This is a genomic window from Sandaracinus amylolyticus, from assembly GCF_021631985.1.
Taxonomy (GTDB): Bacteria; Myxococcota_A; Polyangia; order Polyangiales; family Sandaracinaceae; genus Sandaracinus; species Sandaracinus amylolyticus_A.
In genome coordinates, this window is sequence record NZ_CP070225.1 from 8,198,103 (window position 1) to 8,220,291 (window position 22,189).

Genomic DNA, 22,189 nt, shown 5'->3' on the forward strand with positions numbered 1-22,189 from the left:
CGACGCGGCCCTGAGCAGCGCGCGTGCCGTCGCGTGATCGCGTGAAACCGCCACGAATCGCGCGCTTCCCGTCTATCCCCGTGGATAAGCGGCTATCCGCCCGCGATGTATGCTGTCACGGACCGCGGAGGACACGTTTGCTAGGCTGCCGCGATGTCGCCCCGCGCCGGCGTGCTCCCGTTGCTCGAGTGCATTCCCGAAGAGGGGGCACGGCGGCTCGCGCTGCGGTGGATCGACGAGGCGTGCACCGCGGGCGAGCGCGTGATCGCGGCGCACCACGAGGACGCCGAGGCGCTCCACGATCTGCGGGTCGCGCTGCGCAAGCTGCGCACCGTGCTGCGGACCTACGACGAGCCGCTGGGCGGCGCGCTCGCGAAGAAGCGGCGCAAGAAGCTGAAGGAGCTCGTCGCCGAGACCGGCACCGCGCGCGACGCCGAGGTGCAGATCGCGTGGCTCGAGCAGGTGCGCGGCGAGCTCGACGGCGGCGCGCATCGCGGCGTCGCGTGGCTCGCGGAGCGGCTGGTCGCCAAGCGCGACGACGCGTACCAGTCGCTGCGCGACGAGACCGTGCCCGCGCTGCTCGTGCTGCTGCCGAAGCTGCGCCGCGATCTCTCGCGCTACGACATCGAGCACGTCGTCGGTGAAGCGCGCGGCGCGGGACGGTTCGCCGACGCGACCGCCGCGCTGCTGCGCGAGCAGGTCGAAGATCTGCGCGACAAGCTGCGCGCGGTGCACACCGTCGAGGACGAGGCGCTCGCGCACGAGGCGCGCAAGGACGGCAAGCGTCTTCGTTATCTGCTCGAGCCGCTGAAGGAAGAGTCGATCGAGGACGCGAAGGAGATCGTGCGGCGCCTCAAGGGCCTGCAGGATCTGCTCGGCGAGCTCAACGACGTCGCGGTGCGCGCGACGCTGCTGCGCGAGGAGATCGCCCAGGCCGCGCTCGAGCGCGCCGAGCGTCTCGCCGATCAGGCCGAGGGCCACGCGAGCGAAGGCGTGACCGCGACGAGCGAAGGCGACGAGCAGCTCGGTCTGCTCGCGCTCGTGCGTCGCACCCACGATCGACGCGAGGAGCTCTTCGAGCAGCTCCAGCGCGAGTGGATCGCGCGCGACGGATCGCTCGACGTGCTGGTGGGATCGATCGAGTCGCTCGCCGACGGGCTCGGACCGAAGGAGCTCCCGCGCGAGATCGAGCGCAAGTACCTGCTCTCCTCGATGCCCGCGCACGCGCGCGAGCACCCGTGCACCCAGCTCGATCAGGGATACGTCCCGGGCACCGAGCTCCACGAACGGCTGCGTCGCACGAAGAAGGACGGCGAGGAGCACTTCTTCCGCACCGTGAAGCTCGGTCGTGGCCTCTCGCGCGTCGAGGTCGAGGAAGAGACCACGCGCGAGATCTTCGCGAAGATGTGGCCGCTCACGAAGGGCAAGCGGGTGCGCAAGCGTCGCTTCGCGGTGCCCGACGGCGAGCGCACGTGGGAGATCGACGAGTTCCTCGATCGCGAGCTGGTGCTCGCGGAGATCGAGCTGCCCGACGAGCACACCGAGGTGACGCTGCCCGAGTGGCTCGCGCCGCACGTGGTGCGCGAGGTGACCGAAGAGCCCGAATTCGTGAACCTGCGGCTCGCGAAGTGATCGGACATGATTGGCCCATGCGGGGCCAGCAGTTCGCAGCGAGGGTCGGGGTCGCGCTCGCGTTCGCGTGGTGGAGCGCGCACCCAACAGGAGCACACGCGCAGCTGCTGCAGCGCAGCTCGGACGCGGTGCGCGGGCGCGAGGACGCGAGCGTTGTGGTGCCGGGCGGCTCGGGTGGAGGCGGCGGGGGTCGCCCACCACCGGATCGCGGCGGCGGATCGAGCGGCGGCGGAGGCGGCGTGAGCGCGCGACCGCCGATGGGATCGGGAGGTTACGACCGGCCCGACGTGCACGAGCCGCCCCCCCGCGACACGCCGCCGCCGGCGCAGACGCGTGAGCGGCCACCGGCGCGCGCGTGGCGACCGTGGGGCGGCGCGGCGTGGACCCCGCCCGGCGCGACGACCGCGACCACGACGACCGTGATCGTGCAGCGGCCGCGCGAGCTCGAGATCGAGGCTCCGCGCGATCCGATGTACGGCGGATCGGCGGGCGTGCGTCTGGTGTCACCGATCGGTCCGCCGCCGCGCGAAGCGCCGGACGAGCCCGGCCCCGCGGGCACGCCGCAAGGCACCCTGGTGGCGATCGAAGAGGAGCCGGTCGTCGCGCGCCCCGAGGTGCAGGGCGTGATCTCGGCGGACGCGGGCTACGTGTTCGACGACGTCGCGCGCGTCACGGTCGCGGGGCGGGTGTCGCTCCCGTACCGGATCGACGTGCTCCTCGGGTACTCGGGGTATCTCGAGCCGCGCGATGGGGGCTTCGATGCGATCGCGATCGGACGGCTCGGGATCGGCGCGCGCCTGATCGACGAGGAGGTCGCGCAGCTGCGCATCGCGGTCGCGCTGCGTCACTTCCAGGACTGGATCGGACCGCAGTTCGGCGTGGACGCGATCCTCGGGGTCGACGTCGACGTGTACGAGTCGGTGGTGCTCGGGCTCGAGGGCTCGTTCGGGACGATCGGCGAGACCTTCGCGGCGCAGGCGCGCGCATCGCTGGGCGTGCGCATCGACTCGGTGGAGATCTTCGCGGGGTACGATCACCTCGTGCTCCAGCCGTTCGACTCGTCGCAGCGCGCGGTGGAGCTCGGCGGGCCGATGATCGGCGTGTTGGTGGTGGTCGAGTGAGCCCTCACCGGGGTGCGAGCCGACTTCTCGACACCTCGAGGCGGGTCGCGCTCGGCGCGCTGCTGGTCGTGGGGTGCGGCGCGAAGAGCACTCCGATCGACGCGGGGACGAGCCACGACGCGGGGACGATCGACGAGGCGCGGATCGATGCGGGCCGCATCGACGGCGGGACGATCGATGCATCGATCGACGATCCGCTCGACGTCTGCGAGGACGGAGCGCGCGTGTGGCTCGAGATCGAGCGCATCGATCCGATCGCGCGCGACACCGACGCGTATCGCCCGCCGAGCGCTGCGGCGCGCGATGCCATCGCGGCCGCGATCACGGCGATCGCGGAAGAGCGCTTCGAGGACGCGCTGAGCTCGGCGAGCGCGGCGAGCTACGTGTTGTGCCGCGGTGAGGGCGACGACGCGACGCTCGTCGTGCTCCGGCCGAGCGCGCCCTCGAGCGGCCACGCGACGCTGGTGATCGACACGAGCGACGACGCGCGCGCGCTGATCCTCGAAGCGCCCCACCCGCTCTGGGATGCCGACACCGAAGCGGAGAGCGCCGCGATCTTCGCGCGGACCGGCGCTCGCGCGGTGCTGATCGCGGGCACCCATCGATGCGGCAGCGATCGCGACTCGGGGTGCGACGGGACCGCCGATGCGTGTGGCGCCGGCGCGGCGGTGCGCGAGTCGGACATGGCGCACGCGACCGACTCGATCTTCCACGCCGCGCACCTCGCGCTCGCGTCGGCGTACGCCGGCGCGCTCGTCGTCGGTGTGCACGGAATGAGCGAGAGCGGGATCAGCGTCTCCGACGGAACCTCGGGCGACACCACCGCGACCAGCACGGTCGCGCGCTTCGCGCGGGCGCTGCACACGCGCTTCCCGACCGAGTCGATCACCACGTGCAACGACTTCGGCGATCCCGACGTGCCGCACGACGCTCGCCTCTGCGGGACCACCGACGTGCAGGGTCGTCATCTCAACGGCGCGCCCGACGCGTGTGTCGATGCGGCCTCCGCAGCGAGCGGACGCTTCCTTCACGTCGAGCAGAACGGACGGTTCCGACCCGAGGAGTCGGACGCGATCGCCGACGCGCTGCTCGAAGCCATCGAATGATCGCGTCGCGCTGAACGCGACGATCACGCGATCTCCCAAGGGAATGCGCGCGCGCGAGGTCTCGGTTCGCAACCCGAGATCATCACGCATGCATCGCTTCCACTCCTGCCTCGCGCTTCTCTTCTCCATCCTCGTCACCGCCTGCATCGGCGATCCCAACTGCCCCGAGGGATCGTCGTGGAGCGCCGGCGCGAACGAGTGCGTCTGCGACGAAGGGCGGGCGCGACATCGGCTGAGCTTTCGCTGCCTCCCGCTCGGCGACTGGGTCGATGGTGGGCTCCACGTCGACGATGCCGGACCGCCCGAGGGCGGGACGAGCGATCTCGACGGCGGCGCGGACGACGGCGGGGGCGGGAGCGACGGCGGCACCGTCGATGGAGGGACGGACGCCACGATCGATCGCTGCACCGCGTGCGACGCACCTCCCGCGCACGGCGAAGCGAGCTGCGACGAGGGCGCGTGCGGCGTGTCGTGCGAGCCGGGCTTCGAAGCGGTCGCGGTGGGCGACACGTTGCGGTGCAGCGCGTTCGGTGGCGCCTACGTGCGCCGCGGCGACGGGACCTGCGCCGACGAGAACCCGCTGACCGGCGACTGCACCTGCGGTGGCTTCACCGCGCGCGAGATCCGCTGGCGCATCGATCGTCTCGATCCGCACGTGCACGCGATGCTCGGGCTCTGCGAGGCCAGCACCACGCCCGAGAGCGGCTCCTACGGCGGCGCGTACGTCATCGAGGAAGAGCCGAGCCGGCGCTGCCTCGAGCCCAACGGCGACACCGGCGAGTGCACGTGCCCCGAGCGCTTCGCGCCGAGCCGTAGCTGGCTCGGGCGCAACGACATCGATCGCCGCACCCGCATCGTGTTCTGCCTCGCCGCGACGCCCGAGCCCGGCGCGACGATCGCCTCGGCGTACACCGAGGTGCGCTGCGAAGGCGCGACCTCGTGCGCGACCGGCGAGGACTGCACGTGCCCCACCGGGACGCGCGCGGTCGAGGTCGCGTCGGGCGTGCAGCGCGCCGGCGACGGCGAGTGCGCGACCCGCAGCGTCATCTGCGTCGCGGACTGAAGCGTGCCCAAGAACATCGGCTCGCCGGCGGAGGGCCCTCCCGTCCGCGTGCTCCGCACGCTCCCGTGCAGGCCGACCGCCAGCGAGCACTCACGCCTCACTGGGTGCGGCGCTTCTTCGTGAGGCGGAAGCGATCACGCACGTCGTTGAGGCGATCGAGCACGCCGAGCGCGCGATCGCCGTAGCTCTTCACGAGCTTCATCACGACGCCCTCGTCCTCGCCGCCGCCGAGCATGTCGAGATCGGGCCGCGCCGCATCCGGCCCGTACATCTTCTCCATCACCTCGAGCACGCTCTTCTTCACCATCCCGCGGAACGGCACCTTCGCCATCATCCCGTACATCGCGGCGTTGCCGCGCGACTGCAGCTCGGGGTGCGACTTCACGAACTGCACGCCCTCGCGCAGATCGCGCAGGTACTCCTCGACCACGCCCTCGTGGTTCGACGTCACGGTGCAGTGGATGCACGGCGGGTTCTGCTGGCGATCGATGTTCCAGTCGCGGTCCTCGAGGCGATCGGCGAGCGTGTACACGTCGAGCCCCGAGCTCTTGCGAGTGCGCCACGCGACGATCGTCGCGTCGGGGCGTCCCATCACCTCGAGCTCGGGGATCTGCTCGATGCCCGCGATCAGCGCGCGCGTCGCGTTCATCGCGCGCCGCGTGTGATCGAGGAACCCGCTCTCGCCCATCGCGACCAGCGAGGCCCACGCCGCGGCGATCGCGCCGCCCGAGCGCGTGCCCGGGATCGACGGAGACGCGTAGATCCCGCCGGGCCAGTCCGTCGACACGAAGAACTGGTGCCGCAGGAGCTCCATGTCGCGATAGAGGATCGTGCTCGCGCCCTTCGACGCGAACCCGTACTTGTGCACGTCGGCGCTGATCGAGGTCACGCCGGGCACCCGGAAGTCCCAGGGCGGGATCGGATATCCGAGGCGCTCGACCCAGGGCAGCAGGAACCCGCCGACGCACGCGTCGACGTGGAACGCGATCTTCTTCCGCTCGGCGAGCGCGCCGATCTCCTCGATCGGATCGACCACGCCGTGCGGGTACTGCGGCGCGCTCGCCGCGATCAGCACCGTGCTCGCGTCGACGAGGCTCGCCATGTCCTTCACGTCGGCGCGCAGATCGCCGTCGAGGCGCGCGTAGCGCATCTCGAGCCCGAAGTACTGCGCGGCTTTGTCGAACGCGACGTGGATCGTCTCCGGCGCGACGATGTTGGGCTTCACGATCTTGGGCTTGAGCGCGCGCGCGCGATCACGCGCGGTCTTCACCGAGAGCAGGATCGACTCGGTGCCGCCGCTCGTCATGGTGCCGACGACCTTGCGATCGCCGTGCAGCATGTCCGCGGTCATGCGCACGACCTCGGCCTCCATGCGGCGCAGCGACGAGAACGCCATCGGGTTCAGCGCGTTCGTCGCGGCGAACTTGGTGTAGGCCTTCTCGATGAGCCGTTGGTGCTCGGGGCCCGCGTAGTAGACGAGGCTGAACGTGCGGCCCTGCTCGTAGTCGGCGTCGTCGCGCTTGAGCTCGTCGAGCGCGCGGAGCACTTCGTTCTCGCCGAGGCCACGCGAGGGGATCGTGAGCGGCATCGGCGCGCAATCTACACGATGCGATACGCTGCCGCGCGACGTGCCCACGAAGAAGCCACTCCGCATCGCCATCGCGCGCATCGCGCAGGAGACGAACGCGCTCTCGCCGCTGCGCACCACCATCGACGACTTCCGCGCCCAGCACTTCCTCGAAGGCGAGGATCTGCTCGCGCGCTGCGGCGTGCTCGGCAACGAGGCGCCGGGCTTCCTGCCGTGGGCCGAGCTGAGCGGCGCGGTGCGCGCGATGCGCAAGGCGGGCGACGTCGAGCCGGTGCCGCTCTTCAGCGCATGGGCGGTGCCCGGCGGACCGCTGACCAAGGCGTGCTTCGAGGAGCTCGCGGGGCGGCTCGACGACGGGCTGCGGCGCGCGGGGGACGTCGACGGAGTCGTGCTCGTGCTGCACGGCGCGATGGGCGTCGACGGAGTCGATGCGCCCGATGCGCGGCTCACCCAGCTCGCGAAGGACGCGAGCGGCGGGCGCGTCGCGGTCACGCTCGATCTGCACGCGAACCTCTCGCGCACGATGGCCGAGGCGAGCGAGATCATCGTGCCCTACGCGACGAACCCCCATCGCGATCACGGGCGCACCGGTGGGCTCGCCGCGTCGATCCTGATCCGCGCGCTGCGCGGCGAGGTCGATCCTCGGCTGGCGTGGCGCTCGCTGCCGATGCTGCTCGGTGGGGGCGCAGAGATCGATTTCGCCGCGCCGATGCGCGCGATCTTCGCGCGGGCGCGCGCGATGGAGAAGCAGCGCGGCGTGCTCTCCGCGAGCGTGATGATGTGCCATCCGTGGAACGACGCGCGCGATCTCGGGTGGAGCACCCTCGCGATCTCCGATGGCATCCCGCGCTCGCCGAGTCGCTCGCCGACGAGCTCGCGGAGGCGTGCTGGGCGGTGCGCGACGTGCGCGCGCCCGACTTCGCGACCCCCGAGCAAGCGATCGACGAGGCGAAGCGCGCGACCTGGGCGCGCAAGCTCGGCGTGGTCGTGCTCGCGGAGGCGTCGGACGTCGTGAGCGCGGGCTCGACCGGCGACTCGACGCACTTGATCCGCGCGCTGATGGAGCGCGGCGAGGGTCTGGTCTGCTACGCGGCGGTGCGCGATCCCGAGCTCGCGCGCGCGATCGACGGCAAGAACGTCGGCGACGAGGTCTCGGTGCGCTTCGGTGGCGCGCTCGATCCCGCACGCGCCGGCGAGCCCATCACGTGCGACGCGGTGGTGCGCAGCAAGCGCGTCGATCCCGGGTTCGGCCGGCGTGTCGCGCTCGATCTCGACGCGCCCGCGCACGTCTCGCGCAAGGACGCGGGCAAGGTGCGGCTCGTGGTGACCGAGGGACCGACCCTCGCGATCCGTCCTTCGTTCTACGAGTCGATGGGGCTCTCGATGCGCGAGGCCGACGTCGTCGTCGTGAAGAACTTCTTCCCGTTCCGCCTCTTCTTCCTGCCCTGGGCGCGCAAGACGATCTACGTGCGCACGCGCGGGCTCACCGATCTGGATGCGGCGTTCGTGCTCGAGTTCGACGGACCGATGCATCCGCGCGATCACGTCGACGAGTGGCGCTCGCGCGATCGGAAGCGCCGGCTGGGCTTGTGATCGCGCCGCGGCGCGAGCACGTCACTGCGTGTGAGCGTTCGTCGGGCGTGGTGGTTGTGCGCGGCGCTGGCGCTCGCGGCGTGCGAGGAGAGCGCGGTCGACGAGCTCGATGGCGGCATGATCGCGCCGCTCGATGCGCGCGTGGTGGCGCCCGACGCGTCGGACCCACCTTCGTGCGGCACCTGGATCGGGCGTGATCCCATCCGCGCGCTCTTCGTGGGCAACAGCCAGATCGCGTTCTGGGATCTGCCGCGTCTCGTCTCGTCGCTGAGCGAGAGCGCGCCCGATGCGTGCCCGCGGATCGAGGGCGAAGGCTACGAGCTCGGCGGCGCGAACCTGCGTGATCTCTGGGAGCAGCCGCTGCTCGACGGACGCCGACTGCCCGAGACGATCACCGACGGCGACTACGACGTGATCGTGATCACCGAGTCGATCGATCTCGCGGAGTCGCTGCCCGGCTTCCCCGGGCTCTTCGAGGACTACGCGACGCGCATCGTCGAGCTCTCGCGCGAGGTGGGCGCGACGCCGATCCTCTACGCAACGCCCTACGTGGAGCGCCCGGATCGCTCGGGATTCCACGCCCAGGCCGACCCCCAGATCGCGCTCGGCGACGGGCTCGACGTCCGGGTCGCCGCGGGTGGGCTCGCATGGCTGCGGGTCTGGGAGGAGCTGCCGGAGATCGATCTCTACTTCGAGGATCGCCAGCACCCCGGCTTCCGCGGCAGCTACGTCTCCGGCCTCGTGCTCTACGCCGCGATCACCGGAGCGAGCCCGATCGGACTGACCCGCGACCCGATGACCCGCTGCGAGACCGTGTGCGACGACATCGATGAGTCCGAGGCCGACGTGTTCCAGCGCGCGGCGTGGGCCCAGCACCTCGACACGATCGGCCCGTGATCATCCGAGCCACGCCCGCGCCCGCTCGAGATCGACGAACGCACGGGTCGGCACCCGCGGCCGCGCGGCCGCGATCATCAGGCCGAGCACCCGCGCCGCGATCACGTTCGGCACCACGATCGCGCGCCGGGTGATCACGCCCGCTTCGCACACCCGGGCGTCGATCTCGCGCGCTCGCTTGATTGCACCGGCCTCGAGCGGCCCCGCACGACGCACGTCGACCAGCACCGACACTGGCGCGCCCTCTCGCGCGCGCAGCCGCGCGATCACCTCGTCGCCGAACCGCGCGAGCTCGGCCGCGCCCACCCGGCGCGCCGGCCACGTCACCACCACACACGAGGGATCGCGATCGTCGATCGCGATCTCGTTCACCCGTCGATCCAGCGCGCCAGCGCGACGATCGGGCTCAGCAACGTGCGCACCACCGAGCGCGCGTCCTCGTCCTCGCGGATCGCGTCGGCGAGCGTCGGACCGACCGCCTCGTACGCCGAGACCAGCGCGCGACCGATCGTGTTGGTGCGCAGGTGACGATCCCGGAACCGACGCAGCGCGCCGATCTCCTCGGCGAGCGGCGATCCGTACGCCGCGGTCGCGACGAAGCACGGCGAGACGGTCGTGAACTGCACCTGCGGCGTCGTGTACTCCGCGACCACCATCGGGCCCGCGACGTTGCACGCGTCGACCGCGCGCATCGCGACCCAGTAGTGGGTCTCCGGCGCGAGCCCGCCGAAGTCGACCTCGACGATCTCGCCCGGCGCGCGGTTGGTCGGGACCATCAGGGCCACGCTGTCGAGGCTCGCCGCGTTCGCGGGGAGCGCGCGCTGGAAGTCCTCCACGCTCTCGATCGGGTGCGTCGCCACGCGCACCTGGTACTCGGCGATCCCGAGATCGTCGTCAGGCACCTCGAACGCGAGCTGCGCGTAGCGATGCGCGTCGCGACGCTCCTCGTACTGCGTGATCTCGAGCGACGCGATCTCCTCGGGCGCGACGTTCTCCTCGCACACCTCGGGACCGGTCACCGTGACGCGCAGGCGCCACGTGCCCTCCTGCAGCCGCAGACGATCCGCGCCGCTGCCCGGCGCCTCCTCGGGGTCGTTGCTGATCGACCCGTCCATCGTGTGCATCTCGCCCGCGTCGTCGCCGATCCCGCTGAGCGAGCCGTAGCCCTCGGGCTCCGCGGTCTGCTGGCGATCCGCGCCCCCGCCGACCTGGAACGAGACCGCGTACACGACCGAGGGCTGACCGCGGTACGGGAAGCCGTTGTTCTCCGCCCACCAGTCCCAGTACTCGTCGCCGAAGGGCTGGTTGTCGGGGCCGAGGGGCGTCGGGTACTCGTCGGGGCCCCACTCGTCGTTGTAGTCGAGCTCGGTGTTCACCTCGACGAAGAGCCGGTACTCGCCGTCGGGCAGCTCGGTCGGCCACGTCACCATCATCCGCTGCGGCGTCTCGCCGGGCGGCGTGGCCATCGTCACCGCGTCGATCTCCGGCATCACGCGGCGCGCGTCGTCGACGAACATCGCGACGTCGGGGTGGTCGTAGCAACCGGCCGACGTGCAGCGCAGCGCGTCGCGGCGCGGCGGATAGAGCGACCACAGGTCGAGCTCGCGCTCGATGGTGTTGCTCGGCGCGAGCTCGTAGGGCTCGAAGTAGCCCCTCGTGACGTCCTGCTCGGTGACGAAGCGGCCCTTGTCGCTGTTGAACGTGCTCGCGCACGAGACCGCGTCGATGCTCTCGTCGCCGCTGCGGAACGAGAGACAGTAGTAGCTGTCCTCCGAGTAGTCCGCGGAGCTGCGCGACGCATCGCCCTCGCTGCGACGGTTCTGGAAGATGACGCGATGGAAGCGCTCGGCGTCCGGCGCCGCGGCGCGACGATGCGCCCACACCGGGAGCACGCCCTCGCGGCGCCCGTAGGGCCAGCGGAAGCCGCTGTTCATCTGCGACGCGCCAGGACGATTGCCGATGCCGCGATACGCCGTCGCCTGGGTGAGCGCGAGGGTGCGGAGGAACGTGCCGTCCGCGTCCTCGACCCACATCGCGATCTGCGCGCGCTGCACCGGCACGTACTGGATCTCGACGACCCGCGGCGGCTGCGCTTCGACCGCGCTCGGCGCGAGCGACGCGAGACAGGCGAGCGAAGCGAGCAAGATGCGGCGCATCACGGAGCTCCTCGGGACGTGGTGCGACGTGCGACCAGCCCTGGACTCTAGCAGCCCGCCGAACGATGCCGCGATCGGAGCGGAGTCGACATCGAAAGATGCTGAATTCCGTGGAGACCAGCTTCGCTCGAGGATCAGCGGAACGGATGGGGGGAGCCGTTCCAGCGATCGACGGGGAGCCCGCTGGGCACCGACTCCGGGAGGGCGTCCTCCTGATGGCGGGTCAGCTCGGCGGGGTTTGAGAGCGAGCGCAGGAACGTCACGATCGCGGCGATCTCGTCGTCGCGCAGGACCCGCAGCGGCGTGGTCGCGGGGTCGACGTTCGCCGCGATCGCATCGAGGGTCGCGGCGTCGTCGCGCAGCGTCTCGCGGAGCGTCGGGGCCAGATGGGCGCCGGTGTAGGCCCGGAGCGACCCCACCGGATCGAGGTGATGGCGGATCGCGTCCTCCAGCGTCTGGTACGCGCCGTTGTGCATGTAGGGCGGCGTGAGCGCGACGTTGCGCAGCGGCGGGGTCCGGAACGCGAAGCGGTCGGCGGCGGCGCGCGTCACCTCGAAGCGTCCGAGGTCGAGCTCCTCCGCGACCCCCGGGCCGAGCTGCGGCACCGCGATGTCGTGGAAGCGCTGATCGGTGAAGAGGTCACCCGAGTGGCAGCGCGCGCACCCGGCGTCGCCCTCGAAGAGCGCGCGGCCGCGCGCCACCTCGGCCTCGAGCGCGGGATCGAAGAGCTCGCCGCGCGGTCCCCAGAGCACCTCCTGGAAGTGCGCGAGGGCGATCGCGAAGTGCCCGATGTTCATCTCCGACACCGGCAGCCCGAACGCGCGGAGGAAGAGCGGCTCGTAGCCCGGATGCTGTCGCACCCGCGCGACGATCGCGGCCCAGATCGCCTCGGAGTCCTCGTCGGCGATCGTCGCGAGCTCGTTGGGACGACCATCGCTCGCCATCTCGCCGGGCTGTCCGCGCATCTCGTCGCGATCGAGCAGCGGCACGATCGACGCCAGCTCGAGCGCACGGGTGATCCCCGGCGGGGTCGGCACCGGACCGACGACCTCTCCGCTCGGCAGGCGCTGCACGCGCCCGTCCCAGAAGAGGACGTCCATCTCGTTGCGATGGAAGAGGTCGAGCGCGTGGCGGCGGATCACCGCGCTGCCGCTGCGGGTGCGGAACGGGCCGAGCTCGGTCGCGCCCTCGCCGAGCGAGAGCGGGATGCCCTCCGCGGTGGTGAGGAACGGGACGTGGCACGAGCCGCACGAGATGTTGCGGTTGCCGCTGAGCTCGGGGTCGAAGAACAGCGCCTGACCGAACGCGAGCATCGGGTCGGGCCGGCTCGCGGGGAACCCGGCGTCGGGCTGGAACGGCCCTGGACCGCGGGTGTCGAGGCTGCGCGTCTCCTCGCTGCATCCGACCAGGAGCGCGACGGCGAGCAGGAGCGCCGAGCACGTGCGATGTCCCATGCGCGTACGGACCGCGACGCCCGCCGAAGCTCTCACGATCACAGCGGCCATCCGATCGCGAGCCCGGCCCCGGCGAACACACCCGAGAGGCCCGCGGTGCCGAACGAGTTCCGCTCGACGATGCCGCGTTGGTAGCCGGCGTCGACCGTGACGCCGAGCTCGATCGGACCGACCGGCCACACGATCTCGAGCTGGGTGCTCGCGGAGAGCACCCACGCGAACGTGGTCGTCTCGATCACTTCGGCGACGCCGCCGCCATCACCCGCGGCGAGCGCGGCGCCCGCGTCCCCGCGCACGTCCCAGCCGATGCGCACGCCGTCGTGGTGCTCGAGGATGCGCGCGCCGACGCCCGCGGTGAGCTGGGCGAGGCGCACCGTGCCGATCGGGACGTCGAGCTGGGTGCCGGCGCCCGAGATCGCGATCAGGAGGCGATCGAAGCGCAGCGAGACGTCGGCGAGCGCGGCGAGGGTGAGCGGCTCGACGAAGAGCCGCGCACCGAGGGTCGCGCCGAGCCGCCACGGCGACGGGCGCGGTGGCGCGGGCTCGAAGGGATCGTCGAGCTCCTCGGGCCCCAGGATCGTCGCGGGACCGGGCGCGGTGAGCGCGTGCGCCGCGCTGGGTGCAGGAGGCGGAGCCGGCGGGGGCGGCGGCTCGGGCGGCGGCGTCGCGACGATCACGTCGGGCGTCGGCGCGATCTCGTCCTCGACCTGCACCCGGGTGCGCAGCAGCTCCGCGATCACCAGCGCGACCAGGCGCGTCCGAGCGCGCGCGCTGACGCGCCCGAGGCGCAGCGTCAGCGTCGTCGGGGCCTCGCCCGGCGCGCTGAGCACGATGCGCGGCTGCTCGCTCGCGCACTCCTCGAAGCGCACCACCGTGTCGTCGATCGACGCGTCCCAGTGATCGGCGAGCTCGACCTGCAGGATCGCCTGCACGTGATCGACGTCGAGCCACGGCGCGTCGCAGGGCTCGACCTGCTGCGCCGCGGCGCGCCCGGGCCACGTCACGAGCGCGACGAAGAGCAGCCACCCGATGAGTCCAGCCGGAGTGCTCGCTGGTGCAGCGCCCGCACGGGAGCGTGCGGCGCACGCGGACGGGAGGGCTCTGCGCCGGCGAGCCGAGTTGGGACACCCGATCAGAGCTCGCTCTGCCATCGGAGCACCTCGCCGCGATAGCGCCCCTCGGGATAGGCCTCGAGGTACTCCGACAGCGCCTCCGCGGCGCGCGCATCACCGGCCCGCGCGAGCGCGATCGCGCGCCCCGCACGCGCGCCCTCGGCGAGCTGATCCGGCAGCCCGAGCTCGAGCGCACGCGCGAAGTCGCGCGCCGCGGCGCGGGGATCGCCGGTCCGATCGAGGCGCATCCGCGCGAGGCTGTACGCCGCGAGCGCCGCGCGCTGATCGTCCGCGTGCTCGCGCACCACCACCTCGTACGAGCGCGCCGCTTCGGCGTGATCGCCGCGGCGCCGCGCCGAGTCGGCCCTCGCGAGCAGCGACGCGATCGGGTCCTCGTCGTCCTCGCGCGCCGGCGTGGGACGCCGCTCGATCGCCGGGGCCGACGGCTCCTCGGCCGCGACGTCGATCGTCTCGTGGGCCACCACGACCGGCGCATCTTCGCGCTGCGGCGCCGCGGTCTCGAGCGGGCCGATCTCGATCGACTCGCCCGCATCGAGGCGCTGCACGTGGTCGGGCACCTCGTCGCCGCGCACCAGCACCGAGCCGCGCTCGACCGACACCCTCACCCGCGCGCCGCTGCGCTCGACCGTGAACACCGTGCCGACGACCTCGACCGTCACGCCGCCGCTCTCGATGCGCCACGCCCGCGGTCCGCCCGGCGTCACCTCGAAGCGCGCGCGCCCCTCGCGCAGCGCGAGCGCCACCGTGCGCGCCGAGCTCTCGAGCACGTCGACCCGCGCGTCGTCGTCGACCTCGATGCGCGACGCGTCCGAGAGCCGCACCACGCTGCCCGACGCCAGCGATCCCGCGAGCGGCGTCGTGTCGGCGATGGTCAGCGGCACCGGCTCGATCTCGTGATCGCGCGGGACCATCACCACCAGCGCGAGCGCCGCCGCGGCCGCGATCACGCCGCCGCCCACCCAGGTCGCGGTGCGGCGCGGGCGCGGCTCGGTCCTCCGCGCGGCGTCGATGCGATCCCACATCCGCTTCACGCGGACTTCGTTCTGGCGCTCCCGGAGCGCGTCTCGGACCCGCTCGTGGTCAGGCATCGCGGTCGCTCCGGAAGCAGGCGTCGACGCGCTCCTGAGCGCGTGCGAGGCGTCGGTGCACGGTGGCGAGGGAGCACTGCGTGAGCTCCGCGACCTCCGTCACCTGGTAACCGAGCAGGTGGCGTAGCACCCACGCCATCCGGTCGTCGTCGGCGAGCCGATCGAGCACGCGGTCGATCATCGCGAGCTCCGCGCGCATCTCGGGGGTCACGTCGTCGCGCGCCTGATCGGCCAGCGTCTCGTCGTGCACGCTGCGATCGAGCCCCAGGAGGCGCTGGAGCTTCCGGCGCCGGAAGATCTTGTGCACCCGATGCACCGTGCTCGCCGCGAGCCAGCTCCCGAGGCGCTCGGGGGTGCGCAGCGACGCGAGATCCCGGAACGCGGTGAGGAAGACGTCCTGCACCACGTCCTCGACGTCGGCGCGGCAGCGCAGCAGGCGCGCCGCGACGGTCGTCACCCGGTGCACGTGGCGCCGGTAGATCGCCTCCTCGGCCCACCGGTCGCCCGAGAGCGCGCGCTCGACGAGCTGCACGTCGCTCGGCTCGTCGGGGTGGGGCAGCGCGTGGATCCGAAGTGGTGCGGTCATGGCGTCGCGCAGGGCCACGGGGCCGCGCCGTCGAGGGTGGGAGCTCGACGGCGCGGCCCGAGGCGATGGGAATGGAGGAGGGGAACGATCGCGATCGAGAGCCTTGGTGGGCGCACCTCGGCTCATCCGTCGGTGGGTGTCACTCGAGGTCCGGCGCCGGATCGGCGCATCCGGCGTCGACGGGCTGGGGCTCGGGCACTGGATGGCCGCCGTCGACGGGCGAGCCGCCGCCGTAGGGATCGTCGGGGATGCTCGCGTCGGGCGGCGCAGGCGTGCACACGACGCGGCACTCCGACGGGTCGTACGAGGCGCAGATGGTCTCGCAGCCGTCGGGTAGCGGCGCGGCGCCGCCGTCGGGGACCTGTCCCTCGACCGAGAGCCCTTCGGAGCCTGGCTCGCCCTCGCGCGCGCATCCCAGCGCGCACCCGAGGACGAGGAAGAGGAGCAATATCCTTCGCACGGGAGCCTCCTTGCTGCCGAGGAGGACCCCGAGGGCGCGAAAGTCTCTCACGCGGTCCCGGGGAGCCGGCGCCCACCCCCGAAAGCGCGGTCCAGCGCGATCGCGGAGCGCGTTCGTACGCTTCGAAGGCGCTCCCGGGACGTCACCGGAGCCCATTCGGACGCTTCGAACGCCCTCCCCGAGCGTCACCGGAGCCCGTTCGTACGCTTCGAACGCCCTCCGCGGACGTCACCGGAGCCCTTTCGGACGCTTCGAACGCCCTCCCCGAGCGTCACCGGAGCCCGTTCGTACGCTTCGAAGGCGCTCCGCGGACGTCACCGGAGCCCTTTCGTACGCTTCGAACGCCCTCCGCGACGGGGCTCAGCCCCGCTGGTCGCCCTTGGCGACGGGACGTCCGCTGCGCGTCCACTCGCTGAACGAGCCGACGTAGAGCTTCGCGCCCGGAAGCCCCGCGTGCTCCATCGCGAGCAGCGTGTGGCACGCGGTGACGCCCGACCCGCACGACACGATCACGTCGCCCGGCTCGCGATCGCCGATCAGCGCGCGGTACTTCGCGGCGAGCTCGTCGCGCGAGAGGAAGCGCCCGCCGGCGTCGAGGTTCGACGCGAAGGGCACGTTCACCGCGCCCGGGATGTGCCCGGGGTCGGGATCGAAGGGATCGGTCTCGCCGCGATATCGCGCGGGGTCGCGCACGTCGAGCACGAGGCGTCCGGCGTCGCGCGTCGCGCGCGCGACCTCGTCGATGTCGGCGAGCGGCGAGGCCCATCCGCCGATCGGCGCGGTGGTCTGATCGCTGTGCTCGGAGGGACCGCGCACCACCGGGATCCCCGCCGCGACCGCGGCGTCGTAGCCGCCGTCGATCACCTGCACGCGCGGATGACCGGTCGCGCGCAGCATCCACCAGAAGCGCGCCGCCGCGTTGGCGCCGCCCTTGTCGTCGTAGATCACGATGCGCTTCTGCGAGCTCACGCCGAGCCACGCGAGCACGCGCGCGAACATCTGGGGATCGGGCAGCGGATGGCGCCCGCCGTGCGCGGGGTTCGACACGTGCGCGGTGAGCCCGCGATCGAGATCGACGTGGCGCGCGCCCTCGAGATGACCGGCCTCGAAGCGCTCGCGCGAATCCTTGCCACTGCGCGCGTCGACGAGAACGAGATTCGCGCGCTCCTGCCGCGCCACCAGCGTGCGTGGATCGACGATCGGGTCGAGGCTCATCGCGCCGAAGGATGCCCGAAATGCTCGTGCGAACGCGAGGGGTTACCCTGACGTCCATGTTCTCGCGCACGATCGGAATCGCGCTGGTGATCGGCCTCGTCTCGAGCCTCGCTCGCGCCCAGTCGTACGACGCGACGCCGATGCTCGAGCACATCCGCGAGTCACAGCGCGCCGGGCTCCCAGAGCGGGTCGGCGTCGCGCGGCTCGAGGACCTCGAGCACTACGATCTGCACGTCGCGGTGGAGGACGAGCTGCGCGCGTTCGGGCTGCGCGAGATCGTGCACGTGACGAACGACGAGCGCGCGCCGTGGCGCGAGGTCGTGCTGCGCATCTTCGCGAACGTGATCGCGATGCCGGGCGAGGCCCCGCCGGTCTCGATGATCGCGGGCGAGTGCCTCGACGGAGTGAGCTGCACGATCGAGCAGACCGCGCCCTCGGTCCTCGTGGTGCGGCCGACGACGCCGCTCGCGCCGGGCGCTCGGCTGCGGGTGCAGCTCGATCTGCAGGGGCGCCTCCGCGAGATCGACGCGTCGCGCACCACGATGATGGCGCAGAGCCAGGAAGGCCTCGCCGGCATGATGGGCGAGACCGGCGGTGACTACGGGCTGCTGGCGCGGGGCGAGGGCATCGCGAGCTTCGCGAGCTTCTTCGCGGTGCTCGCGCGCCGCGATCACGGTCGGTGGCAGACCGACGATCACGGCACGCTCGGCGATCTCGGCACCGATCGGATGAGCCACGTGCGGGCGCGCATCGTGGTGCCCCGGGGCGCGCAGCTCGTCGCGACGGGGGTCGAGAGCGGATCGCTGCCGGTGCGCGATGCGCCGGGCCGGGCGCGCCGCCGCGAGATCACGGTGCAGGCGGCCCTGGTGCGCGACTTCTCGTTCCTCGTGGGGAACGCGCTCGAGAGCAGCGCCCGCGACGTGAACGGCGTGAACGTGCGCTCGTGGTACCTGGGGCGCGATCGCGAGGCGGGACGGCGGGTGCTCGAGACCGCGGCGAGCGCGCTCGAGGTGTTCGAGCGGCGCTTCGGTCCCTATCCCTACCGCGAGCTCGACGTGGTCGAGGCCGCGCTGGTCGGCGGTGCGGGCGGCGTCGAGTTCAGCGGGCTCGTGACCGTCGCGAGCATGTTCTATCGCCCCGCCGGGCTCGGGGGCCTCGGCGCGATGCTGGGCGGCACCGGCGCCAGCGCGGTGGGCGACATGCAGAACGCGATGCTCGAGTTCGTCACCGCGCACGAGGTCGCGCACCAGTGGTGGCACGGCGTGGTGGGCAGCGACTCGCGCGCCCATCCCTGGGTCGACGAGTCGCTCGCGCAGTGGAGCGCGATGCTCTGGGTCGAGGAGCGCTACGGCGCGGAGCGGGCGCGCCAGGAAGGCGAGCGCCAGGTCGCGATGGGCTACCGCACGATGCGCATGATGGGCGTCGCCGACGGCGCGGTGGATCGCGCGACGAGCGAGTTCGGTCCCGCGGTCGCGTACGCCGGGCTGGTCTACGGCAAGGGCCCGTACCTCTATCCCGCGCTGCGCGCCGAGCTCGGCGACGAGGCGTTCTTCGCGGGGCTGCGGGCGTACGTCGAGCGCTACGGATTCCGGAGCGCGCCCGCGCGCGGCCCGATCGACACGCTCGCGACCGGACGCCACGCAGCGCGAGTGCGCGCGCTCGCGCGACACTGGCTCGACGAGCGCCACGGCGACGACGACCTCGGGGGCGGCGACGCGAGCGCGATGCTCGGCGCGATGCTCCCGCCCGAGCTGCGCGGCGCGATGGACGACCCCGCGATGCGAGGAATGATGGAGCAGGTGCTGCGCGGCCTGATGCAGGGCCAGGCGCAGGGCGGCGGCGCGACCCCGGGCGCGGGTGACTCGCCCGAGGACGCCGCGCGCATGATGCGCCAGCTCGAGCAGATGCTCGGCAACCTCCCCGACGCGCCGTCGCCCTGACGATCAGAACGTGATCTGCACCGACGTCGCGGAGCGCTGCGCCGGGCCGTGGTGCACGACCTCGATGTTGTTGCCGTCGGGGTCGAGCACGAACGCCGCGTAGTAGCCGGGGTGATAGGGCCGCTCGCCGGGCGCGCCGTTGGCGGTGCCGCCGGCCTCGACCGCCATGCGGTGGAAGCGGTCGACCGCCGCGCGGTCGGGTGCCTGGAAGGCGAGGTGCACCCGTCCCGTGACCTGGCCCGCGGCGGCGGGGCTCTCCGGCGTCGAGACGAAGAGCTCGTCCGCCCAGAAGAACCCCGGTCCCTCCCCGCCGAGCGGCAGCCCGATCGCGTCGAGCACGGCTTGGTAGAAGCGCTTGCTCCGCGCGAGGTCGCGCGTGACGAGCTGGAGATGATCGATCAGGCGTCCACGATGGAGCTCGTTCGTGTTCATGCGCGCGAGCGTAGTCCCAGCAGACGTCTTTTCGAGGGCGCACGCGCCTGGTACAGACCCGAGCATGGCGCTCAAGCAGACGATCGAGGCGGATCTCAAGAAGGCGATGCTCGCGAAGGACGAGGTCGCGAAGGACGCGCTGCGGCTCGCGAAGGCCGAGCTGCTCAACCGCGAGGTCGAGCTCGGTCGCGATCTCACCGACGAAGAGGCGATCGCGGTGCTGCAGAAAGGCGTGAAGGCGCGGCGCGACGCGATCGATCAGTTCCGCGCGGGCGGGCGGCTGGACGCGGTCGCGGAAGAGGAGAGCCAGCTCGCGGTGCTCGAGCGTTATCTCCCCAAGGCGATGTCCGAGGACGAGACGCGCGCCGCGATCACCTCGCTCACCGGCAAGCTCGGTCTCTCGACCAAGAAGGACATGGGCCGCCTGATGAAGGAGCTCAAAGCACGCTTCCCGAACGTCGACGGACGCATCGCCTCGAAGGTCGCCGGAGAAGTGCTGAAGTAGTCGACTGGCACGCTCGAAAAGAAGAAGGCCGACTCCGATGCATCGGAGTCGGCCTTTTCGATTTCTTCGGAGAGTGTCAGTCGCACGCCATGGCGCGACACTGCGCTCGTTGCGACAGGCCTTCTGCCGCGGTGCGCTCCATCGCGAGACGTTCGGTCGTCGTCGATTCCATCTGCTCGTGTTGCGCGACCGCGCGAGTCAGCCGCTCGAGCTCCAGGTCGCCCATCACGAGCTGCGCGTGCTGCTGCTGCAGCGCCTCACGCCGGCGCGCCGAGAGGCCCGGACGTTCGAGCGCCGCGCTCAGCTGGGCGCGCGTCGCCTCGCGCTGCTGCGCGGTCCCGTGCTCGCCCTCGAACGCCGCGAGCTCGCGACGCGCGTCCGCGAGCTGCTGCTGCGTCGACGTCAGCGCCTCCGCGAGGAACGCGATCGCGCTCACCGATTGCTCGCGTCGCATCGTGATGGCCGTGTGCAGCGCGGACTCGCACGCTGCGCTCGCGTCGTGCGCGTCGATCGACATCTCGCGCCCGTCGCTCGAGAGCGCGAGACGCACTTCGCTCGACGCCTCGTCGCGCACCCGCGCGAGGAAGGGCTCGCGCGCCGTGCCCAGCACGATGCCGTAGCGCGCGAGCTCGCGATCCGACTCGGTGTCGTCGTTGCTCGACGGCTCGGACAGACCGAGCGCGTCCGCGTCGATCGCGTCGAGCACGAGCACCGCACAGCGGCGTGATGGAGCGCTCGAAACGGGCGCGGGCTGCACCGGCACCGAGTGGCCAGCGCAGCCCGCGAGGAGCCCGATCACGAGCGCGAGGACTCGCGCTCTCATCCGATCACGGGAAGATGCCGCGCTCTTCGTACGCCGCCTTCAGGTTCTCCAGCGCCAGGCAGTACGCCGCGACACGCGGGAGCACGCGGTGGTTGCGCGCGAAGTCCATGACCTTCTGATACTGGCGCACCATGCGGCGCTCGAGCTTCTCGTCGACCTCTTCGGCGTCCCAGAACTCGCTGCGCTTGTTCTGCACCCACTCGTAGTACGAGACGGTCACGCCGCCCGCGTTCGCGAGGATGTCGGGGATGACGGTGATGCCCTTGTCGGCGAGCACCTTCTCGCCCTCGGGGTTCGTCGGGCCGTTCGCGCCCTCGACGACGACCTTGCACGAGAGCGAGCGCGCCTCGTCGGCGCCGATCTGGTTCTCGAGCGCGGCGGGGATGAAGATGTCCGCCTTGATCTTGAAGAAGTCCTCGCGCTCGATCGGCTGACCGCTGGGATAGCCCGCGATCGATCCGTTCTGCTTCACGTACTGCGAGAGCTTCGCCGCGTTGAAGCCCTCGGGGTTGTAGAGGTACCCCGAGTGATCGCCGACCGCGATCGTGCTCACGCCGAGCTTGTTGAGGATCTGCGAGCTGTGCGAGCCGACGTTGCCGAAGCCCTGCACGATCGCGGTCTTGCCCTCGAGGTGGAAGTCGTTGTCCTTCGCCCACTCGAGGAGGCAGTAGATCGCGCCCTGCGCGGTCGCCTTCTCGCGGCCCTGCGAGCCGCCGGCGCTGATCGACTTGCCGGTGACGACGTGGCGCTGCGCGTTCTTCTCCATGTCGCCGACACGGTTCATGTACGTGTCCATCATCCACACCATCGTCTGCGCGTTGGTGCCGACGTCGGGCGCGGGGATGTCGTACTCGGGACCGATGTTGCTGCCGAGCGCGTGCGTGAACCGACGCGTGATGCGCATCAGCTCGTCCTTGCTGTGCTTGGACCCGTTGACCTTCACGCCGCCCTTCGCGCCGCCGAACGGGATGTCCATCAGCGCGCACTTCCACGTCATCATCGACGCGAGCGCCTTCACGTCGTCGAGCGTGACCGACTCGTGATAGCGAATGCCGCCCTTGTACGGACCACGGATGTTGTTGTGCTGGATGCGATAGCCCTTGAAGAGCTGCATCTCGCCGTTGTCCATCCGCACCGGGAAGTGAACGATGATCTCGTTCTTCGGCTGCGAGAGGATGTCGGCAACGTGGCGCGGCAGATGAATGACGTCGGCAGCTTCTTCGAGGTACCCCTGGACGACCTTGAAGAACTCGTAGTGATTGGCAGACATGGTCCTCCGGACTCCATCCCCCTGGGAGCCGGCATTCACGCCTTGGGCTCGAGGGTATCGCCCGGCCTATGCACCCCCCGTCCATGTGGCGCAACGACGCGCCGCGTCGTGCGGACGAGGCAGAAAT

Annotated in this window: 21 protein-coding genes; 9 read left to right on the top strand and 12 right to left on the bottom strand. The window is 71.6% G+C overall.

The window, feature by feature from the left end:
* Positions 1 to 153: 153 nt before the first annotated feature.
* The 4 genes from I5071_RS34665 (at position 154) to I5071_RS34680 (ending at position 4,922) form a co-directional block, all read left to right on the top strand.
* Positions 154 to 1,632 (top strand): CHAD domain-containing protein, encoded by a 1,479-nt coding sequence (locus I5071_RS34665; protein ID WP_236517620.1) that lies wholly within the window; start codon positions 154 to 156, stop codon positions 1,630 to 1,632.
* A 287-nt stretch (positions 1,633 to 1,919) separates the two neighbouring features.
* A complete protein-coding gene (locus I5071_RS34670; RefSeq protein ID WP_236517621.1) occupies positions 1,920 to 2,753 on the top strand; it encodes a hypothetical protein in 834 nt (277 codons plus the stop codon).
* A complete protein-coding gene (locus tag I5071_RS34675; RefSeq protein WP_236517622.1) occupies positions 2,750 to 3,859 on the top strand; it encodes a hypothetical protein in 1,110 nt (369 codons plus the stop codon). The genes I5071_RS34670 and I5071_RS34675 overlap by 4 nt, the downstream gene beginning before the upstream one ends.
* 88 nt (positions 3,860 to 3,947) lie before the next feature.
* The gene (locus tag I5071_RS34680) at positions 3,948 to 4,922 is read left to right on the top strand and encodes a hypothetical protein (protein WP_236517623.1); all 975 of its coding nucleotides are present in this window, start codon (positions 3,948 to 3,950) and stop codon (positions 4,920 to 4,922) included.
* A 97-nt stretch (positions 4,923 to 5,019) separates the two neighbouring features.
* Here the strand turns inward: I5071_RS34680 and I5071_RS34685 are convergent, their stop codons facing one another.
* On the bottom strand, positions 5,020 to 6,510 hold the full coding sequence (locus I5071_RS34685) for a pyridoxal phosphate-dependent decarboxylase family protein (protein WP_236517624.1): 1,491 nt from the start codon (positions 6,508 to 6,510) through the stop codon (positions 5,020 to 5,022).
* 40 nt (positions 6,511 to 6,550) lie between these two features.
* On the opposite strand from I5071_RS34685, the gene I5071_RS34690 reads away from it, so the two are divergent.
* Genes I5071_RS34690 through I5071_RS34700 form a run of 3 tightly spaced genes read left to right on the top strand, consistent with a single transcriptional unit; the run spans position 6,551 to position 9,000 of the window.
* Positions 6,551 to 7,525 (top strand): M81 family metallopeptidase, encoded by a 975-nt coding sequence (locus tag I5071_RS34690; protein WP_236517625.1) that lies wholly within the window; start codon positions 6,551 to 6,553, stop codon positions 7,523 to 7,525.
* Positions 7,414 to 8,103, top strand: coding sequence for an MlrC C-terminal domain-containing protein (locus I5071_RS34695; protein ID WP_236607709.1), 690 nt, complete (start codon positions 7,414 to 7,416; stop codon positions 8,101 to 8,103). Before I5071_RS34690 ends, I5071_RS34695 begins: the two co-directional genes overlap by 112 nt.
* Before the next feature lie 30 nt (positions 8,104 to 8,133).
* Positions 8,134 to 9,000: a hypothetical protein gene (locus I5071_RS34700; protein WP_236517626.1), complete on the top strand. Its 867-nt coding sequence runs from the start codon at positions 8,134 to 8,136 to the stop codon at positions 8,998 to 9,000.
* On the opposite strand, the gene I5071_RS34705 is transcribed toward I5071_RS34700, so the two are convergent.
* The 8 genes from I5071_RS34705 to I5071_RS34740 form a co-directional block, all read right to left on the bottom strand.
* Positions 9,001 to 9,372, bottom strand: coding sequence for an STAS/SEC14 domain-containing protein (locus I5071_RS34705; protein ID WP_236517627.1), 372 nt, complete (start codon positions 9,370 to 9,372; stop codon positions 9,001 to 9,003).
* The gene (locus tag I5071_RS34710) at positions 9,369 to 11,156 is read right to left on the bottom strand and encodes a CFI-box-CTERM domain-containing protein (RefSeq protein WP_236517628.1); all 1,788 of its coding nucleotides are present in this window, start codon (positions 11,154 to 11,156) and stop codon (positions 9,369 to 9,371) included. Before I5071_RS34710 ends, I5071_RS34705 begins: the two co-directional genes overlap by 4 nt.
* Positions 11,157 to 11,290: 134 nt before the next feature.
* Complete coding sequence (locus tag I5071_RS34715; protein ID WP_236517629.1) at positions 11,291 to 12,610, bottom strand: cytochrome-c peroxidase; 1,320 nt, start codon at positions 12,608 to 12,610, stop codon at positions 11,291 to 11,293.
* Between the two features lie 38 nt (positions 12,611 to 12,648).
* Entirely contained in the window at positions 12,649 to 13,614 is a 966-nt protein-coding gene (locus I5071_RS34720) for a hypothetical protein (protein WP_236517630.1), read from the bottom strand.
* 128 nt (positions 13,615 to 13,742) lie between these two features.
* Positions 13,743 to 14,765, bottom strand: a complete 1,023-nt coding sequence (locus I5071_RS34725) for a FecR domain-containing protein (protein ID WP_236607710.1) — start codon at positions 14,763 to 14,765, stop codon at positions 13,743 to 13,745.
* 58 nt (positions 14,766 to 14,823) lie between these two features.
* Positions 14,824 to 15,417 carry an RNA polymerase sigma factor gene (locus tag I5071_RS34730; protein ID WP_236517631.1) on the bottom strand — a complete coding sequence of 198 codons (594 nt, stop codon included), beginning with the start codon at positions 15,415 to 15,417 and terminating at the stop codon, positions 14,824 to 14,826.
* 139 nt (positions 15,418 to 15,556) lie between these two features.
* Positions 15,557 to 15,877 (bottom strand): hypothetical protein, encoded by a 321-nt coding sequence (locus I5071_RS34735; RefSeq protein WP_236517632.1) that lies wholly within the window; start codon positions 15,875 to 15,877, stop codon positions 15,557 to 15,559.
* A gap of 360 nt (positions 15,878 to 16,237) precedes the next feature.
* Positions 16,238 to 17,092: a sulfurtransferase gene (locus tag I5071_RS34740; protein WP_236517633.1), complete on the bottom strand. Its 855-nt coding sequence runs from the start codon at positions 17,090 to 17,092 to the stop codon at positions 16,238 to 16,240.
* Positions 17,093 to 17,148: 56 nt separating this feature from the next.
* Between I5071_RS34740 and I5071_RS34745 the strand changes: the two genes are divergently transcribed.
* Positions 17,149 to 19,032, top strand: coding sequence for a M1 family aminopeptidase (locus I5071_RS34745; protein ID WP_236517634.1), 1,884 nt, complete (start codon positions 17,149 to 17,151; stop codon positions 19,030 to 19,032).
* A 3-nt stretch (positions 19,033 to 19,035) separates the two neighbouring features.
* Here the strand turns inward: I5071_RS34745 and I5071_RS34750 are convergent, their stop codons facing one another.
* Positions 19,036 to 19,464, bottom strand: coding sequence for a VOC family protein (locus I5071_RS34750; RefSeq protein WP_236517635.1), 429 nt, complete (start codon positions 19,462 to 19,464; stop codon positions 19,036 to 19,038).
* A 64-nt stretch (positions 19,465 to 19,528) separates the two neighbouring features.
* Here I5071_RS34750 and I5071_RS34755 point away from each other — a divergent pair, with 64 nt between their 5' ends.
* A complete protein-coding gene (locus I5071_RS34755; protein ID WP_236517636.1) occupies positions 19,529 to 19,969 on the top strand; it encodes a GatB/YqeY domain-containing protein in 441 nt (146 codons plus the stop codon).
* 76 nt (positions 19,970 to 20,045) lie between these two features.
* On the opposite strand, the gene I5071_RS34760 is transcribed toward I5071_RS34755, so the two are convergent.
* Together I5071_RS34760 and I5071_RS34765 are read right to left on the bottom strand one after the other, a co-directional pair.
* On the bottom strand, positions 20,046 to 20,792 hold the full coding sequence (locus I5071_RS34760) for a hypothetical protein (RefSeq protein WP_236517637.1): 747 nt from the start codon (positions 20,790 to 20,792) through the stop codon (positions 20,046 to 20,048).
* 4 nt (positions 20,793 to 20,796) lie between these two features.
* On the bottom strand, positions 20,797 to 22,062 hold the full coding sequence (locus I5071_RS34765) for a Glu/Leu/Phe/Val family dehydrogenase (protein WP_236517638.1): 1,266 nt from the start codon (positions 22,060 to 22,062) through the stop codon (positions 20,797 to 20,799).
* Between the last annotated feature and the right edge of the window lie 127 nt (positions 22,063 to 22,189).

Excerpts from the sequence above, each read along its gene's own strand:
- I5071_RS34765 (WP_236517638.1), bottom strand. The coding sequence starts at position 22,062 with ATGTCTGCCAATCACTACGAGTTCTTCAAGGTCGTCCAGGGGTACCTC.
- I5071_RS34685 (WP_236517624.1), bottom strand. The coding sequence starts at position 6,510 with ATGCCGCTCACGATCCCCTCGCGTGGCCTCGGCGAGAACGAAGTGCTC.
- I5071_RS34755 (WP_236517636.1), top strand. The coding sequence starts at position 19,529 with ATGGCGCTCAAGCAGACGATCGAGGCGGATCTCAAGAAGGCGATGCTC.
- I5071_RS34730 (WP_236517631.1), bottom strand. The coding sequence starts at position 15,417 with ATGACCGCACCACTTCGGATCCACGCGCTGCCCCACCCCGACGAGCCG.
- I5071_RS34725 (WP_236607710.1), bottom strand. The coding sequence starts at position 14,765 with ATGTGGGATCGCATCGACGCCGCGCGGAGGACCGAGCCGCGCCCGCGC.
- I5071_RS34680 (WP_236517623.1), top strand. The coding sequence starts at position 3,948 with ATGCATCGCTTCCACTCCTGCCTCGCGCTTCTCTTCTCCATCCTCGTC.
- I5071_RS34710 (WP_236517628.1), bottom strand. The coding sequence starts at position 11,156 with ATGCGCCGCATCTTGCTCGCTTCGCTCGCCTGTCTCGCGTCGCTCGCG.
- I5071_RS34740 (WP_236517633.1), bottom strand. The coding sequence starts at position 17,092 with ATGAGCCTCGACCCGATCGTCGATCCACGCACGCTGGTGGCGCGGCAG.
- I5071_RS34665 (WP_236517620.1), top strand. The coding sequence starts at position 154 with ATGTCGCCCCGCGCCGGCGTGCTCCCGTTGCTCGAGTGCATTCCCGAA.
- I5071_RS34745 (WP_236517634.1), top strand. The coding sequence starts at position 17,149 with ATGTTCTCGCGCACGATCGGAATCGCGCTGGTGATCGGCCTCGTCTCG.
- I5071_RS34750 (WP_236517635.1), bottom strand. The coding sequence starts at position 19,464 with ATGAACACGAACGAGCTCCATCGTGGACGCCTGATCGATCATCTCCAG.
- I5071_RS34760 (WP_236517637.1), bottom strand. The coding sequence starts at position 20,792 with ATGAGAGCGCGAGTCCTCGCGCTCGTGATCGGGCTCCTCGCGGGCTGC.
- I5071_RS34715 (WP_236517629.1), bottom strand. The coding sequence starts at position 12,610 with ATGGGACATCGCACGTGCTCGGCGCTCCTGCTCGCCGTCGCGCTCCTG.